Origin of the sequence: Candidatus Sarcina troglodytae (assembly GCF_015708635.1) — a bacterium.
Classification (GTDB): Bacteria; Bacillota; Clostridia; order Clostridiales; family Clostridiaceae; genus Sarcina; species Sarcina ventriculi.
The window spans coordinates 1,298,820-1,314,415 of record NZ_CP051754.1 but is presented as its reverse complement, the minus strand read 5'-3'; the positions used below and the strand labels follow the sequence as shown (position 1 = coordinate 1,314,415).

General features: G+C 26.7%; 15 protein-coding genes. 11 read left to right on the top strand and 4 right to left on the bottom strand.

The genetic code is table 11. The annotated features are described in order from the left end of the window. The 7 genes from HH195_RS05855 (at position 1) to HH195_RS05825 (ending at position 7,154) form a co-directional block, all read left to right on the top strand. Complete coding sequence (locus tag HH195_RS05855; protein WP_196370163.1) at positions 1 to 1,278, top strand: ABC transporter permease; 1,278 nt, start codon at positions 1 to 3, stop codon at positions 1,276 to 1,278. Between the two features lie 93 nt (positions 1,279 to 1,371). After that, entirely contained in the window at positions 1,372 to 1,548 is a 177-nt protein-coding gene (locus tag HH195_RS05850) for a DUF2500 domain-containing protein (RefSeq protein ID WP_196370161.1), read from the top strand. A 34-nt stretch (positions 1,549 to 1,582) separates the two neighbouring features. Further along, entirely contained in the window at positions 1,583 to 2,254 is a 672-nt protein-coding gene (locus HH195_RS05845) for a PHP domain-containing protein (protein ID WP_058992408.1), read from the top strand. Between the two features lie 199 nt (positions 2,255 to 2,453). After that, positions 2,454 to 2,720 carry a metal-sensing transcriptional repressor gene (locus HH195_RS05840; RefSeq protein WP_055256989.1) on the top strand — a complete coding sequence of 89 codons (267 nt, stop codon included), beginning with the start codon at positions 2,454 to 2,456 and terminating at the stop codon, positions 2,718 to 2,720. 55 nt (positions 2,721 to 2,775) lie between these two features. Then, positions 2,776 to 5,208, top strand: coding sequence for a heavy metal translocating P-type ATPase (locus tag HH195_RS05835; protein WP_196370159.1), 2,433 nt, complete (start codon positions 2,776 to 2,778; stop codon positions 5,206 to 5,208). 216 nt (positions 5,209 to 5,424) lie between these two features. Then, on the top strand, positions 5,425 to 6,345 hold the full coding sequence (locus HH195_RS05830) for a patatin-like phospholipase family protein (RefSeq protein ID WP_196370157.1): 921 nt from the start codon (positions 5,425 to 5,427) through the stop codon (positions 6,343 to 6,345). 227 nt (positions 6,346 to 6,572) lie between these two features. Continuing rightward, positions 6,573 to 7,154, top strand: a complete 582-nt coding sequence (locus HH195_RS05825) for a phosphatase PAP2 family protein (protein WP_196370155.1) — start codon at positions 6,573 to 6,575, stop codon at positions 7,152 to 7,154. 38 nt (positions 7,155 to 7,192) lie between these two features. Here HH195_RS05825 and HH195_RS05820 read toward each other — a convergent pair whose 3' ends face one another. From HH195_RS05820 to thrC, 3 genes are read right to left on the bottom strand one after another with little or no spacing between them, the layout of a single operon-like run. Beyond that, positions 7,193 to 8,485, bottom strand: coding sequence for a homoserine dehydrogenase (locus tag HH195_RS05820; RefSeq protein ID WP_196370153.1), 1,293 nt, complete (start codon positions 8,483 to 8,485; stop codon positions 7,193 to 7,195). A 22-nt stretch (positions 8,486 to 8,507) separates the two neighbouring features. Then, the gene (thrB, locus tag HH195_RS05815; protein WP_196370151.1) at positions 8,508 to 9,389 is read right to left on the bottom strand and encodes a homoserine kinase; all 882 of its coding nucleotides are present in this window, start codon (positions 9,387 to 9,389) and stop codon (positions 8,508 to 8,510) included. After that, positions 9,382 to 10,887: a threonine synthase gene (gene thrC / locus HH195_RS05810; RefSeq protein WP_207750890.1), complete on the bottom strand. Its 1,506-nt coding sequence runs from the start codon at positions 10,885 to 10,887 to the stop codon at positions 9,382 to 9,384. Before thrC ends, thrB begins: the two co-directional genes overlap by 8 nt. A 447-nt stretch (positions 10,888 to 11,334) precedes the next feature. Here thrC and HH195_RS05805 point away from each other — a divergent pair, with 447 nt between their 5' ends. Further along, the gene (locus HH195_RS05805) at positions 11,335 to 11,754 is read left to right on the top strand and encodes a DUF3785 family protein (protein WP_055256982.1); all 420 of its coding nucleotides are present in this window, start codon (positions 11,335 to 11,337) and stop codon (positions 11,752 to 11,754) included. A 152-nt stretch (positions 11,755 to 11,906) separates the two neighbouring features. Further along, positions 11,907 to 12,752: a DegV family protein gene (locus HH195_RS05800; protein ID WP_196370147.1), complete on the top strand. Its 846-nt coding sequence runs from the start codon at positions 11,907 to 11,909 to the stop codon at positions 12,750 to 12,752. 213 nt (positions 12,753 to 12,965) lie between these two features. Here the strand turns inward: HH195_RS05800 and HH195_RS05795 are convergent, their stop codons facing one another. Next, entirely contained in the window at positions 12,966 to 13,679 is a 714-nt protein-coding gene (locus tag HH195_RS05795; RefSeq protein ID WP_196370145.1) for a hypothetical protein, read from the bottom strand. 298 nt (positions 13,680 to 13,977) lie between these two features. On the opposite strand from HH195_RS05795, the gene HH195_RS05790 reads away from it, so the two are divergent. Both HH195_RS05790 and HH195_RS05785 read left to right on the top strand, forming a co-directional pair. After that, positions 13,978 to 14,607: a YitT family protein gene (locus HH195_RS05790; RefSeq protein WP_055257351.1), complete on the top strand. Its 630-nt coding sequence runs from the start codon at positions 13,978 to 13,980 to the stop codon at positions 14,605 to 14,607. Between the two features lie 333 nt (positions 14,608 to 14,940). Further along, positions 14,941 to 15,477, top strand: a complete 537-nt coding sequence (locus HH195_RS05785) for a peptidylprolyl isomerase (RefSeq protein ID WP_371811687.1) — start codon at positions 14,941 to 14,943, stop codon at positions 15,475 to 15,477. The last annotated feature ends 119 nt before the right edge of the window (positions 15,478 to 15,596 follow it).

Genomic DNA, 15,596 nt, shown 5'->3' with positions numbered 1-15,596 from the left:
ATGAGATTTAAAGATTTAATAGGAATAATATGGAGAAATATGTGGAAGAGAAAAGCAAGAACTATATTCACAATGAGTGGAGTTATAATTGGATGTCTTGCAGTATTTATTATAGTATCTATAACAAATGGCTTTGAAAAATATTTAAATGAAAGCATGAATGGGCTTATGGATACATCTGTTATAACGGTACAACCTTTTTGGGCAGAAACAAATGAAGATAAAAATACAAAAACTATATTGGATGATAAATGTGTAGAGGAAATTAAAAAATTAGATTTTGTAGAAAATGTAACACCTAAAAGAATGACTTCAGCAGAGTTTAATATAGCAAATGCAATGAATTATTCAAGTATTATATCTAAAGATAGTTATGATGATATAGAAGCAGACTTAGTTGTAGGTAGAGTCCCAAGAAAAGATAGCAAAGAAATAGTTTTAGGAGTGGAAGTTGCCAATTCATTTTTAGGATATGACTGGGGAGAAAAGGTAGAGGATTTATCAGAATACAATGAATTAATTGGTAAAAAGGTTAAAATTGGGGGAGATAGTTATGTAGATGAAAATGGACAAGAAACTACATCTAAAGTTATATCGGGGAAAGTTGTTGGGATTGTTAATGGTTCAGGAGAGTATAAATATTCTAGTTTAGTAACTGGAAGATTGTATGATAATATAGTCCAATCTCAAATTTATTATGGAAAAGATGAAATTAATAGGCTTCTTAAAGAATATAATGAAATAGCAGTTAAGGTTTATAACAAAAATAATTTAGAAGAATATGAGAATATTTTGAAAGAAATGGGATATCAAACTTACTCTTTTAGAGAATTTGAAGAGGATACTAAAAAAATACTTATGGGAGTAAATATTATATTAGGTTCTTTAGCTGGAGTATCACTTTTAGTTGCAGCACTTGGAATAACTAATACAATGGATATGGCGATTTATGAAAGAAACAAAGAGATAGGTGTCATAAAGGTTATAGGTGGTGATCTTAATGATGTTAGAAAAATATTTGTTGGAGAAGCTTGTGTAATATCAGGTATAGGCGGGATTATATCAATTATTTTAGGGTTGTTAATAAGTGGTGTAATAAATTTGGTTGCGGAAAATATTACGCAGACACTAATTGACCAACCAATAAAATCTATTGCGATACCAAGTATATCACTTGTTTTAGGTATTTTAGTATTCTGTCTAATTATAGGGTTTATATCAGGCATACTTCCAGCTAATAAAGCAGCTAAAACAGATGTTATAACAGCTATAAGATAACTGAATAGATATTATGATTGTAAAAAATAATGTTATATATTTTTTTACTTTATAAGATAATAATATGAAAATCAAAATAAATTGAGGTAAAAAATGATATGGTTAAATGGATTTGAATTTATGTATATACTTGTGTTTTTAATTATTGTTGTGTCGATTATATCCCCAATTATTAGAGGAGTTGGTCAGTGGAATAAAAATAATCAATCTCCACGATTAACTGTTGATGCAACTATTATATATATAAATTTTCATAAATGTTTTGAATAGTATATTTATTAGAGAAATTATGGGAGAAAAAATTATGTGTAAAAAAGGAGATTTTCATATACATTCAACAGCATCTGATGGAAATTTATGCCCTTTAGAAATAATAAAATTAGCAAAGAAAAAGGGGCTAGATATAATATCTATTACAGATCATAATACTATGGGTTCGGTTTATGAGGCTATGAAGATTGGAAAAAAACTAGGTGTATGTGTAATTCCGGGAGTGGAAATATCATCTATGTATAATGGGGAACATATTCATATTCTATGTTATTTTAGGGATGATATAGTTAATAATAGGTTATTTTATGAGATTCTAAATCTTATTAAAAAAAAAGAAATAAAAGATATAAGAAAGTTTTTAAATTCTAATATAGATAGAAAGAAAGATAAATTTTTAACTCCTATGGAGGTTATAACGCTAATAAGTAGATTTGATGGGATTTGCGTGCTTGCGCATCCTGTTAGGATTAAAAGAAAAATTTTTGATATCATAAAGGATTTTGATTTCAAAGGAATAGAAGCTAAGTATATAGAAAATAAAAAAAGTGATGAGGAATTTTTTTTAAAGTTTGCAAAAGAAAAAGGCATTATATATACAGCTGGTTCAGATTTTCATACTTTTAGAAAAAAATACAATTCCTTAGGTGAAATAACATTAAATAGCGATGAAATAAAGAGTTTTTTAAATGTTTTATACGCATGAAATAAAAATATTGAAATATTAAATTAAAAACGCAAATTTATTTGCGTTTTTTTGCTGTTTAAGGTTAAAATAATAAAAGTATTATATTTATAAATTGGTAAAATATTTTTCTTAAAAAATGAGTCTATATTATTGACAAAGTTTCAAAGAAAGATATAATTAAAATATAAACACCCCCATGGGGTGGGGAGGTAGAAAAATGAATGAAGAAAAAAAGAAAGCATTACAATCTTTAAAGACTGCAAGAGGTCAAATAGAAGGAATAATAAAGATGATAGAAGATGAAAGATATTGCATTGATATATCAAATCAAATAACTGCATCACAATCTTTATTAAAAAGAGCTAATCTTCTTATTTTAAAACAGCATATACATCATTGTGTAAAAGAAGCTTGTAATGAAAATAAAGCAGATGAAAAAATGGAGGAAATAATTCAAGTATTGGAAAAAATAATGTCTAAATAAAACAACATGGATTGTTTCTTAAAAGTATAATATTAAACAAAAGAAGGTGGAATTAATGGAGAGTAAATCATTTAAAATTGATGGGATGACTTGCGCTGCATGCGCAAATAGAGTTGAAAGATTTACTAAAAAAGTAGATGGAGTGGAAAGTGCTACCGTAAATTTTGCCACAGAAACATTAACTGTAGAGTATGATAAAGAAAAAGTAAATTCAGATATTATTGAACAAACTGTTGATAAAGCTGGATATAAGGTTAGAAAAAATATTCAAAGTTATAATTTAAAGGTTGAAGGAATGACATGTGCTGCATGTTCTAGTAGAGTTGAGAGAGTTACAAGAAAGTTACCGGGAGTTATAGAATCTACCGTAAATCTTGCAACAGAAAGGCTTGCAATAACAATTAATGCAGATGAAGTAACTTATGGACAAATAAAAGCTGCGGTAGAAAAGTCAGGTTATAAGCTTGTTAAAGAAGAGGAGAAAAAGGAACAAACAAAATCTGTAGATAAAAGTAAGGTTATGTTTTATAGGTTTATATGGTCTTGTGTATTTACAGTGCCACTTTTTATAATAGCAATGGGGCACGATTTTGGAATGCCACTTCCAAGTATAATAAATCCGTCATTAAATCCTTTAAATTTTGCTATATTAGAATTAGTGTTAACAGTACCTGTTATGATAATAGGTTCTAAGTTTTATAAAGTTGGGCTTAAAAATTTATTTCACTTAAGTCCTAATATGGATTCTTTGATATCAGTTAGTACATTAGCAGCATTTATATATGGATTGTTTTGTATTGGAGAAATAATAGCTGGAAATGTTTCTTTTGTTGAACATCTTTATTTTGATTCAGCAGCTACAATATTAACACTTATAACTTTAGGTAAATATTTAGAAACTATTTCAAAAGGAAAAACATCACAAGCAATAAATAAACTTATGGGTTTAGCACCAAAAACAGCTACAGTAATTAGAAATAATACTGAGATAGTAATACCAATAGATGAGGTTATAGTAAATGATATAATAGTTGTAAAGCCAGGTGAAAAATTACCAGTTGATGGCGAGGTTATAGAGGGAATGACATCAACAGATGAATCTATGCTTACAGGAGAAAGTATTCCAGTTGAAAAAACAGTTGGTAGCATGGTAATAGGAGCTAGTATAAATAAAACGGGACTTATAAAATATAAAGCAACAAAGGTTGGAAAAGATACTGCTCTATCTCAAATAGTAAAACTTGTAGAGGATGCTCAAGGATCTAAAGCACCTATTGCAAGGCTTGCTGATGTTGTATCTGGTTATTTTGTGCCAGTTGTAATGTGTTTAGCACTTTTTGCAGGAATAGCATGGTATATATCAGGACAAGATTTAGTATTTGCGCTTACTATATTTATAGCAGTACTTGTAATTGCATGCCCATGTGCTCTAGGTTTAGCAACTCCAACAGCTATAATGGTAGGTACTGGAAAGGGCGCAGAAAATGGAGTTTTAATAAAAGGTGGAGAGGCATTAGAAAATACATATAAAGTAGATACAGTGGTATTTGATAAAACAGGTACTATAACAGAAGGAAAACCAAGAGTTACCGATATAATAACAGATTCTATGAGTGAAGATGAAATTTTAGTATTAGCTGCTAGTTGTGAAAAAGGTTCAGAGCATCCTTTAGGTGAAGCAATAGTAAATGGAGCTAAAGATAAAGGTTTAGAATTAAAACAAATAGAAAAATTTAATGCAATTCCAGGGCATGGTATTGAGGTGCTAATAGAGAATAAGACTATTTTACTTGGAAATAAAAAACTTATGGAAAGTAAAACTGTTAAGATAAATGATGCTATATTTAATAAGGCAGAAGGCTTAGCTGAAAAAGGAAAAACTCCTATGTATATGGCAATAGATGGAATGCTTCAAGGGGTTATCGCTGTTGCAGACACAGTTAAACCAAGTAGCAAGAAAGCTATAGAAACATTACACAGCATGGGAATAAATGTTGCAATGATAACAGGAGATAATAAGAAGACAGCAAAGGCCATAGCTGATGAAATAGGTATAGATATAGTTTTGGCAGAAGTTTTACCAGAAGATAAAGCTAATGAAGTTAAAAAGCTTCAAGGAGAAAATAGAAAGGTGGCTTTTGTTGGAGATGGTATAAATGATGCTCCTGCGCTTGTTCAAGCAGATATAGGAATAGCTATAGGTTCAGGAACAGATGTTGCTATAGAATCAGCTAGTATTGTATTAATGAGAAGCGACTTAATGGATGTTATAACAGCAATTAAATTAAGTAAAGCTACAATAAATAATATAAAATTGAGTTTGTTTTGGGCATTTGCATATAATGTTGTTGGTATTCCAATAGCTATGGGGCTTTTATACATATTTGGAGGTCCACTTTTAAATCCAATGATTGGTGCAGCAGCTATGAGTTGTAGTTCGGTATCAGTACTTTTAAATGCATTAAGGCTTAAAAAATTTAAAGCTTAGTTAAAATAAATATTTAATATAAGAAATCATAGAATTAAAAATTAAATTCTATGATTTCTTTTTTAAAATAATTATTGTATAAACATTTCAAAAAAGTTAATAATCAAAAAATATAAAAATAAAATCAAGAAACTAATTAAAAGTTAGGAATATAATATAATTAAAATAAAATTAAAAATATTTATAAAGAAATATGTGTATTAAGGGGTAATTTATATGAAAATAGGTTTAGTTTTAGCAGGCGGAGGCGGAAAAGGAGCATACGAACTTGGAGTTTGGAAGGCTTTAAAGGAATTGTCTATAGATAAATATATTGATGTTTTTTCTGGGACTTCTATAGGTGCTTTTAATGCTGCATTATTTGCACAAGATGATTTAGAAAAAGCAGTAGAACTTTGGGATAAGGTTACTATGGATTCTTTAGTGCCTATAAGCAAATTCAATTTAGTTAAAAAGGGGATTGCTTTATCAGTTGGAGCTAAAAATATGAATTTTGTAAAAAAGTATATGGTTAGTTCTTTAGAAAACGGAGCTGTTTCAAAAGATGGATTGGTGCAAATAATGGATAATTACATAAATATAAACAAAATAAAAAAGAGAAAAAAAATATGTTATGCAACATGTACTCAAATTCCTGATTTTAAAGTAAAGTATTTTAAGTTAAATGATTATAATGTAGCGGAGGCTAAAGAAATAATAATGGCATCAGCCTCATTGCCATTAATATATGAAAGTGCTCAGATAGAAGGGAAAAGATATCTAGATGGAGGACTTGTTGATAATCTTCCCATACAACCTGTATATGGAGAGGGTTGTGATACAATAATAGTTGTTTTACTATCAAAAGATGTAAAAGTTGATAGAAGTCTTTATCCTAACGCTCAAATAATAGAAATATACCCTAAGGAATTAGAGGAAAATGTAATAAATGGGGTTTTAAATTTAGATATTAATGCAAAGAAAAATAGAATTAATCATGGATATAATGATGCTAAAAATCTTCTAGAACCTATTATAAATTTAGGTATCAATATTTTAGAAAGTGAAAGAAAAAAAGAGGAACTTTCAACTAAGGATAAAATATCTTTTATTTTTAAGAAGAAAAAAGAGAAAAATAATAACTGTGATGCTGAGTGATAAAATATTTAATTATAAAACATAAAGGGAATAAAATATATATTTTTATTCCTTTTTATCATTTACGATTAAAGGCGATATAAAAAAATTAAGTAGACAAATTATATAAAATGATATAAGATGAATTTTGTGATATAAATAATTTTAATTTAAAATTAATGTTAATAGTTTAGATGTAATGTATAATTAAATATATAAATTGTAAAAAACTAAGGAGAAAAGAAAATATGTCACTAATATCTAGTTTTAACGATAATATCTTATTCTTTATTCAAGCTCATATTCAAAATCCTTTTTTAACTCCTATAATGAGTTTTTTTACCACTGTAGGGAAAGATGGGGCTATATGGCTTGTGATAGGAATTATACTTCTTATAACGAAGAAATATAGAAAGGTTGGTTTTCTAATTTATTTCGGATCTATAATAAATTATATAATAACAGAGGTAATAAAAAATACTGTAAAGGAACCAAGACCGTTTGATACTTTACATAGTTTACATTTACTTATTTCAACGCCTCCTGGATACTCATTTCCTTCAGGACATACGTCAGCAGCTTTTGTAGCAGCATTTATAATAGCTATTTATATAAGAAAAATGGCAGCACCATCGATTATAGGGGCTATATTAATAGCATGTTCTAGGTTATACTTTACCGTTCATTATCCAACAGATGTTCTAATGGGAGTAGTTATAGGCTTTATATCTTGTTTAATAGCTATTTTTCTTTATAATCGTTTTGTTTATAAAATTGCAAATCCCATACTTAGGATACCAATTAAGAAAAATAGAAGAAATGCAGCGTAAAAGATGAGGATTCAAATACTTTGAATCCTCATTTAAATTTAATTATTTAAATTTTCAATTCTTATTATATTCTCTAATTTATTAAGATTTTTATAGTTATTTATTTTTTCTTTAAAATTCTTTATTGATTTTTCTTTGCATTTTTGAGTTAAAAATATTAAATCAACTTGATGTTTTGTTTGTATATCTTGAGTAACTAAGGATATACTTATATTATTTTCTCCAAGAAGTGTTCCAATATCACCAATTATGCCAGGCTTATCTTTGACATTAAGCCTTATATAGTATTCACTTTCAATTTCATCACTAGGTAAAATATCGTATTTATTATTTAAATTTCTAGCTTGATTTATCCCACAATAGTTTAGGTTGTTTCTTAATATTGAAAGAAGATCAGACACTATTGCACTACCAGTTGGTAAATCACCAGCTCCTTTCCCATAGATTGTTAAATCACCAACAGCATTTCCTTTTAAGTAAACAGCATTAAATGAATCTTTAACACTTGCAAATGGATGATTTTTGGGAACAAACGCCGGATGCACTCTAACTTCAATAGAATTATTTTTAAGTGTTCCAATGGCTAAAAGTTTTATAACGTAGCCAAATTTTTTAGCATAATTTATATCTTTAATCCTTATATTACTTATTCCTTCTCTTAAAATATTATTTGGATGAACTGGTGCTTCAAAAGATAAAGAAGACATAATGGATAGTTTGTAAGCAGCATCAAAACCTTCTATATCGTCAGTTGGATCAAATTCGGCAAATCCATTTTCTTTAGCTAAACACAGTGCTTTATCGAAAGACATATTAGATTCAGTCATATTACTTAAAATATAATTTGTAGTTCCATTTACTATACCAACTATTTTTTCAATTTTATTTGCAGTAAGGCTTTCATTTATTTGTTTAATAATTGGAATTCCACCACCAACACTTGCTTCATAATATAAAAATACTTTTTCCTTTAAAGCAGTCTCAAACAATCTATCACCATGAAGAGCTATGCAAAGTTTATTAGCTGTAACTATATGTTTTTTCTTTTTCATAGCTTCTATCATATAGTCAAGGGCTGGGTATGCGCCCCCCATAACTTCTATTACAATTTCAATAGAGTCATCATTTAAAATGTCACAAAAATTATTTGTTAAAATACCATCTGGAATATCTAGATATCTTTTTTTATTTATATCATTAACTAAAATTTTTTTAATTTCTATTTCAAAACCGCAATGTTTAAATATTTCGGATTTGTTAAAATTTAATATTTTCCAAACTCCAGATCCAACGTTGCCAAGTCCTAAAAGTGCAATTTTAACTTGTTTCATAAAATCCCTCTTTCCTTTTTAATCAATATATTGTAGTGCCATTAGTACAAATAGATAACTCTTTGATTGTCCAATCATTTTCTAAGCTTTCAAAAAAAGAGTCCATAGAATTTTTAAAATCCAAATTATCTTGAGAAGTTATAGCCATAATAGTAGGCCCAGCACCGCTTAAATAAACTCCTAAAGCATTTAGTTCTAAAGCTTTATTTTTTATTTCTAAAAAATTTGGAATTAAATTTTCTCTAAAAGTTTCATGAATAACGTTTTTCATAGCGTGTTTTATATTCTTTAAATTATTATTAGCAATAGATGCAACTAAAAATGAACTAGCAGCTATATTTGACATAGCAAATTTAAAATCTAATTGTTTAGGTAAAACATTTCTTGATTTTTTAGTAGATAAATTAAAGTTTGGATACATGGCAAAAAATTTAATTTTAGATTCAAAAGGAATTTTTTCATAATAAGTTTTTTCACCATCAAAAAAAGAAACAATGAATCCACCTAAAAAACAAGGAATAACATTATCAGGGTGACCTTCCATTTTAGTTGCTAAGTTTATAAGGTCTTCTTTAGATAGCTTATTTCCAGATAAGTAATTTGCAGCAACCATGCCACCTATGATACAACTTGAGCTACTCCCTAGTCCTTTTGAAATTGGAATATCAGATTCGATTAAAATTTTTATTCCTGAAGGAGTATAATTTACTTTTTTAAATACAATTTCCATAGCTTTATATACTATATTATCTGCTGTTTGAAATTCTAAGGGACAACCATCTATTACAAGACCACTCTCTATTTCACATATTGAAAAAGTATTGTAAAGATTTAATGCAACACCAATAGAATCAAATCCAGGTCCAAAATTTGCAGATGAGCAGGGAACTTTAACTTTAATCAAGTAAATCACCTCCTATATGTGCAAAGTTTTCTATGGCTTGTAAAACTTTGTCTTTTGGACAAATATTATTATGAATAATCGGCTTTTTATCTAAATTTTTCAATGATGTTGGGATAGGCAAAGTAGTTTTTTTAGATAAAATATTAAGAGCTTCTATATCATTAATGTTTGAAGTATTAACATTTAATCCTTGTAAAATTGTTTTTGGAAATTTAAAAGGACTAGCAGTTGAGGCTATTATAGTTTGCGTTTTATCTTTAGTTTTTTCTTTATATTTTTCATAAACTGAATAAGCAACGGCAGTGTGTGGGTCTATAAGATAATTAAAGTTTTTATAAACCTTATTTATTGCATTTATTGATTCTTTTTCTGTAGCAAAATCACTATAAAAAATTTCATTTAATTTTTCTTTTAATGATTTAGGAATCTCATAAAAGCCTTGAGTTTCTAAGGAATTCATAAGATTTTTTATAAGAATTGAATCTTCATTGCTTAAATCATATAAAAGCCTTTCAAGGTTGCTAGATATTAAAATATCCATAGAAGGGGAATTAGTAACTTTTAGAATTCTTCGTCTATCATAAATCCCTGTATTTATAAAATCAAATAAAACATTATTTTCATTAGAAGCACAAATAAGTTTATTAATAGGAAGACCTAATTTTTTTGCATAGTAAGCAGAAAGAATATTTCCAAAATTCCCAGTTGGAACAACTATATTTATTTTTTCATTATGTTTTATAATATTTTTATTTAGAAGATTTCCATAAGCATAGAAGTAATAAACTATTTGAGGAAAAAGTCTACCAATATTTATAGAATTAGCTGATGATAATATAAAGCCATTATCATTAAATTCTTTTTTTATCTTAGAATCATTCAATATATTTTTTATGCAATTTTGTGCATCATCAAAATTTCCATTTAGGGAAATTACTAAAGAATTGTTACTTCTGTGGGTTATCATTTGAAGTTTTTGTATTAAACTTGTACCATCTTTAGGATAAAGAACTGCAATTTTTATTCTAGGAATATCAGAAAAACCCTCTAAAGCAGCTTTGCCTGTGTCACCTGATGTTGCAGTTAAAATAAGAATATTTTCCTTTTGTTTATTATTTATTAAAGCTTTGTTTAATAAATAAGGAAAAAGACATAGTGCCACGTCTTTAAATGCTAGAGTGGGACCATGATAAAGTTCTAAAAAGTGAGTATTTGAAATAGATTTTATTTGTAATATTTTATTATCTTCAAATTTTTTATCGTAGGCCTTGTAGATGCAATCTCTAAGATCATCATCACAAAAATCATCTAAAAACTCTTTAAGAATGCAAAAAGCTAATTCTTCATAAGGAAGTCCTGCTAAATACTCTAAAGAATTTTTTAATTTATGTATTTTAAAGGGAACATAAAGACCCTTATCTTCTGCAAGACCATTTATTATGGCATAGCTAGAACTTACTAGCTTTTCATAACCTCTAGTACTTTTATACAAAACAATCACTCCTTGAAAATGAATTAAATAATAGTAAACTTTTTAAATCATAATAAACTATATGATTATTAATTTATTAGTATACTAATAGAAATTTGGGATAAATAATTCAAATTTTTAATTAGGGGTTTTATAAGTTATTTAAATATTAGGGATTAATTTAAAATAACTTAATGATGTTTTATATTAAGATGTAATAAATTATAATCTGTATTTGATATTTTATCAATATTTTTTTGTAAGATATTATTAAAATTTTAAGAAGATTTTATGTTCTTTTCAAAGATATAGTTCTGCTATATAATAATTTAAGGTATAAAAATTGTTATTTATAAATTAAAGAAAAATTTATTCGGAAATTAGTGTTTTTAAACTGATATTTGACTAATTATATTAATTGTAAATAATTATTAATTAAAATTGTTTATAACAAATGAAAGGAATTGATTTTAAGTGTCATACAAATTTATTTTTAAAGGAAAAGAATATGAATTAAATGAAGAAAAAGCTATAGGATTTTTTAATGATGAAGAAAAACCTATAAAGGATATGGATATAAAAAAAATAATAAATATTTTTGAAAATAGCGATGAAGATGAAGTTGATTTTGATAAAGAATATTATGATGTTCGTTGTGAAAAATGTAAGGTAAATAAAGAAGATAAGGATTATTATGAGTATTTAGAATTTAATTTTTATATGTTTACAAAAGATTCCAAGTATATCATAAGTAATATATCAAAGGAATATGAAGGAGTAACATTTAACAAACTTTTAAGAGAAGGTATAGTAGATGATAGCTATATAGTAACAATTATAGTTTGTAAAAATTGTGGAGTATATTCAGTTGTGATTGAAGAGTTTGAAATATAAAAAATTTATTTCTATTATGAGATACTTCTATATGATAACCTAAAAAATATTGATATAAATAAATTTTATAAGTTTATTAGAATATTTATATTTAATATTAAAAAATTAAAAATATATATAAGTATAATTATTTAAATTTGAGGAGTGTTTTTATGGCTATAAAAATAGTTACAGATAGTACATCATATATACCTAAAAAGTATTTAGAAAAATATGATATTAGCGTTGTATCTTTAAATATATTATTGAAAAATACAAACAGAAGGGAAACTTCAATAAGTAATCAGACATTTTATAAGGAAATGGAAGAGGCGAAAGAGTTTGCGGTATCTTCTCAACCAACCCCAGAAGAATTTTATGATGTTTTTGATAAAATAGCTAAAAATGGTGATGACATAATTGGAATATTCATATCTTCAGAAATGAGTGGAACATATTCTACTGCTAATTTAGTTAAAAATATGATATTAGAAAAATATGATATAAATATAGAGATAATAGATTCAAGAACTAATTGTATGCAAATGGGTTTTATTGTTTTAGAAGCTGCAAAATATGCTAAGCTTGGAAAATCAATGAATGAGATTTTAGATATTACTAAGAATACTATAAAGAATAGTAGGTTTGTATTTTCTCCTAGTGTATTAGATTACTTAAAAAAAGGTGGAAGAATCGGGAGTGCTTCTGCATTGATTGGAAATTTATTTCAAATAAAACCTATATTAACTGTTAATAATGGAAAAACGGATGTATTGGCTAAAGTTAGGACTAAGAAAAAAGCTGTATCAACTATGATAGATATTTTGATGAACGATTTAAAAGAAAAAGAGCTAGGTGGTGTTATAGTACATCATATAAATTGTGAAGAAGATGGATTGACTCTAGCTAAGACTTTAGAAGAAAAATTAAATATGAAAGTAGATATTCAAGATATAGGTCCTGTAATAGGTTCTCATGTTGGACCTGGAAGTATTGGAATAGCTTATTTTTGGAAGTAGTTTTAAGTATTTAATTTGTGAATTTGAACAAACTATATATAGTATACAATATATATAGGGAGTGATTAAGTTATGGGGAAAAATTCAAAAAAACTCAAAATAAATGGGAAAATAATAGAAGATATTGCTAAAAATATTTCGAATGTTATAGTAAAAATGATAAAGAAATAAATAAAAAGGTATGAAAAATATTTTTCATACCTTTTTATTTATCTAGTCAAAAAGTTCTGAAGCTCTTTTGGTGATTATTGGAGTTTTTATTTTGTTATCTTTATTTGGGTCTTTATTAGAATTTGAAGTATTTGGATCATTATAATTATTTGGATTATTGTAATTGTTAGGATTTACAGAAACAGAATTACCCCAAAAAGGATTCATATAATTGTTTGGAATGTATGCATTATTATATCCATTGTTTGTTTGTTTTTGGTCTATGTTTGATAATGGTGTAAAAGGAATGGTATTTGAATTTACCATTGGAGGAAAGGGATACATTTCTAGTCCCATTCCACTCACAGGGTATCCCATTTGCCAAGGTCCATAATTTACATTTGACATTGATTGAGTTGAAACAGCCTGTGAATTATTAGCTGGCTGAATAATCAAAGGTCCAGGTCCACCTTGAGGTAACATAGGTGGAAGCGTCATAAATGGAGCCATATTTGGTGGATATGGCATAGGCATACATGTTACAGGAAAATTCATATAATTTTGACATATAGAAATTACATAAACAAGCGGAACCATAAGAGTATTACCATGGCATTTATGGCAATATACATATTCCCTTTTTTCTGGTTTCATAAGTACTACACAATGGCATTTAGGACATACTAGTAAGTCTTCTAATCTCATACATTCTAAATTTGAGTTACATTTGTTATGCTTATTATCATGTCTATATCTGTCGTCAGGATAAAATTCCATAAAATATCCTCCTAAAAATTTATCATTTCAAAATATTCTATGATTAATAATAGATAAAAATTACAAAAAATATATTTAAATATAAATTATTTATTATATTGTTAAAATACAAATGAATAATTTATATTTGTTTAATATATTATTAATAAAATAATTAAAAAATAGTAATTTAAACAAGAAATATAAAATTATAGTGAAAAAAACATAAATTTTTTTTATCTATTTTAAAATAGGAAAAAATTTGATATTCTTTTATAGGCATAAAAATATATGAAACAAGGAGAATAAATTGAAAAAAATGTTGTTAAAGAAAGAATTTATATTAGAATATTTAAAGGTTACAATAGGTGTTGCTTTTATAGCTTTTGGGCTTGAGAGTTTTTATATACCAAATGGTATTGCAGCTGGAGGACTTTCGGGTTTTGCTCTTGTATTAAATCATTATCTTTCGTTTTTATCCATTTCTAGCATTACTTTATTGTTTAATATAGGACTTTTAATTGGGGCTTTTAAAATAATAGATAAAGATTTTGGATTTAAAACTCTTTATGCAAGTATCATATTAAGTGTATTTATGAATTATTTTGATTGTTTATATAAAGGAATAGGGCTTACGAACAATCTAGTTTTATCAGTTATTTTGGGTGCTTTTGTTATGGCAATAGGTCTTTTTATATTAATAAAACATAATGCATCTACTGGTGGAACGGAAATATTAGCTAGAATTTTATCTAAGTTTTCAAACATGAATATACCTATAGCACTTTTATGTATAGATTTTTTTGTAACTTTGTTAGGTGGAATAACATTTGGGTTAGATAAAGGTATATTTGCAATATTAGCTGTATTATCGGTTGGGATGTTATTAAATTTGTTTATGAAAATAAAATCTATAATTTTGAATAAAAAATATCAAGGAGCTATGTGAAGAAAAGATAAAAGCTATATAAAAATATACATTTAAATATATTTTTATATAGTTTTTTATTTTATATAGAGATAAAAATTTTATTGTTTGAAGTAAAAAAATAAAATTATTCAAAAATGAAAAAATATACCTTATAATATTAGGTAGAATTAACTTCACATAATATAAGAATTTTTAGGGGGAAAATAAATGAAAAGAATAAATAAATTAAAGGCGTTAATGGGAATAATAATATGTTTTTCATTATTTAGTGTATCGTTGCTAGGGTGTTCAGGTGTGTCTGAGACGGGGAATTCTAATATTGCTGATAATGAGAAGGAGGTTAATAGGGCAATGGAATTGTCTGATGAAGATTTACCTATAGCGACAATAAATATTAAGGGATATGGCAGTATTAAGGCTGAACTATATCCTAATATTGCAGAAAATACAGTTAGAAATTTTATTTCTTTAGCAAATTCAGGATTTTATGATGGATTAACATTTCATAGAATTATAGATAATTTTATGATTCAAGGGGGAGATCCAAACGGAGATGGTACTGGTGGTACTGATTATTGCATAAAAGGTGAATTTAAAGCAAATGGAATTGAAAATACGTTAAAGCATGAAGACGGGGTATTATCTATGGCGAGAAGCAATTCATATAATAGTGCAGGAAGTCAATTTTTCATAATGAATAGTACAGCAACATATTTAGATGGCAATTATGCGGCATTTGGAAAGGTAATAGAGGGAATGGATATAGTATATAAAATATCAAAGGTAAGTACAGATGCTAATGATAAACCATTAGAAGATGTTATTATAGAATCAATAACGATAGATACTAAAGGTATAGAGTATGACGAACCTATTAAAATAAATTAATTTTAATAAATAATTTATATTGCATATTGTAACAAAAACATCATATAATATTAAGTAGTAAAAAGGCGTTTATGAATGAGTTAATAGCTTATTATATTTCGTCTTTTTTTTATGAGGTG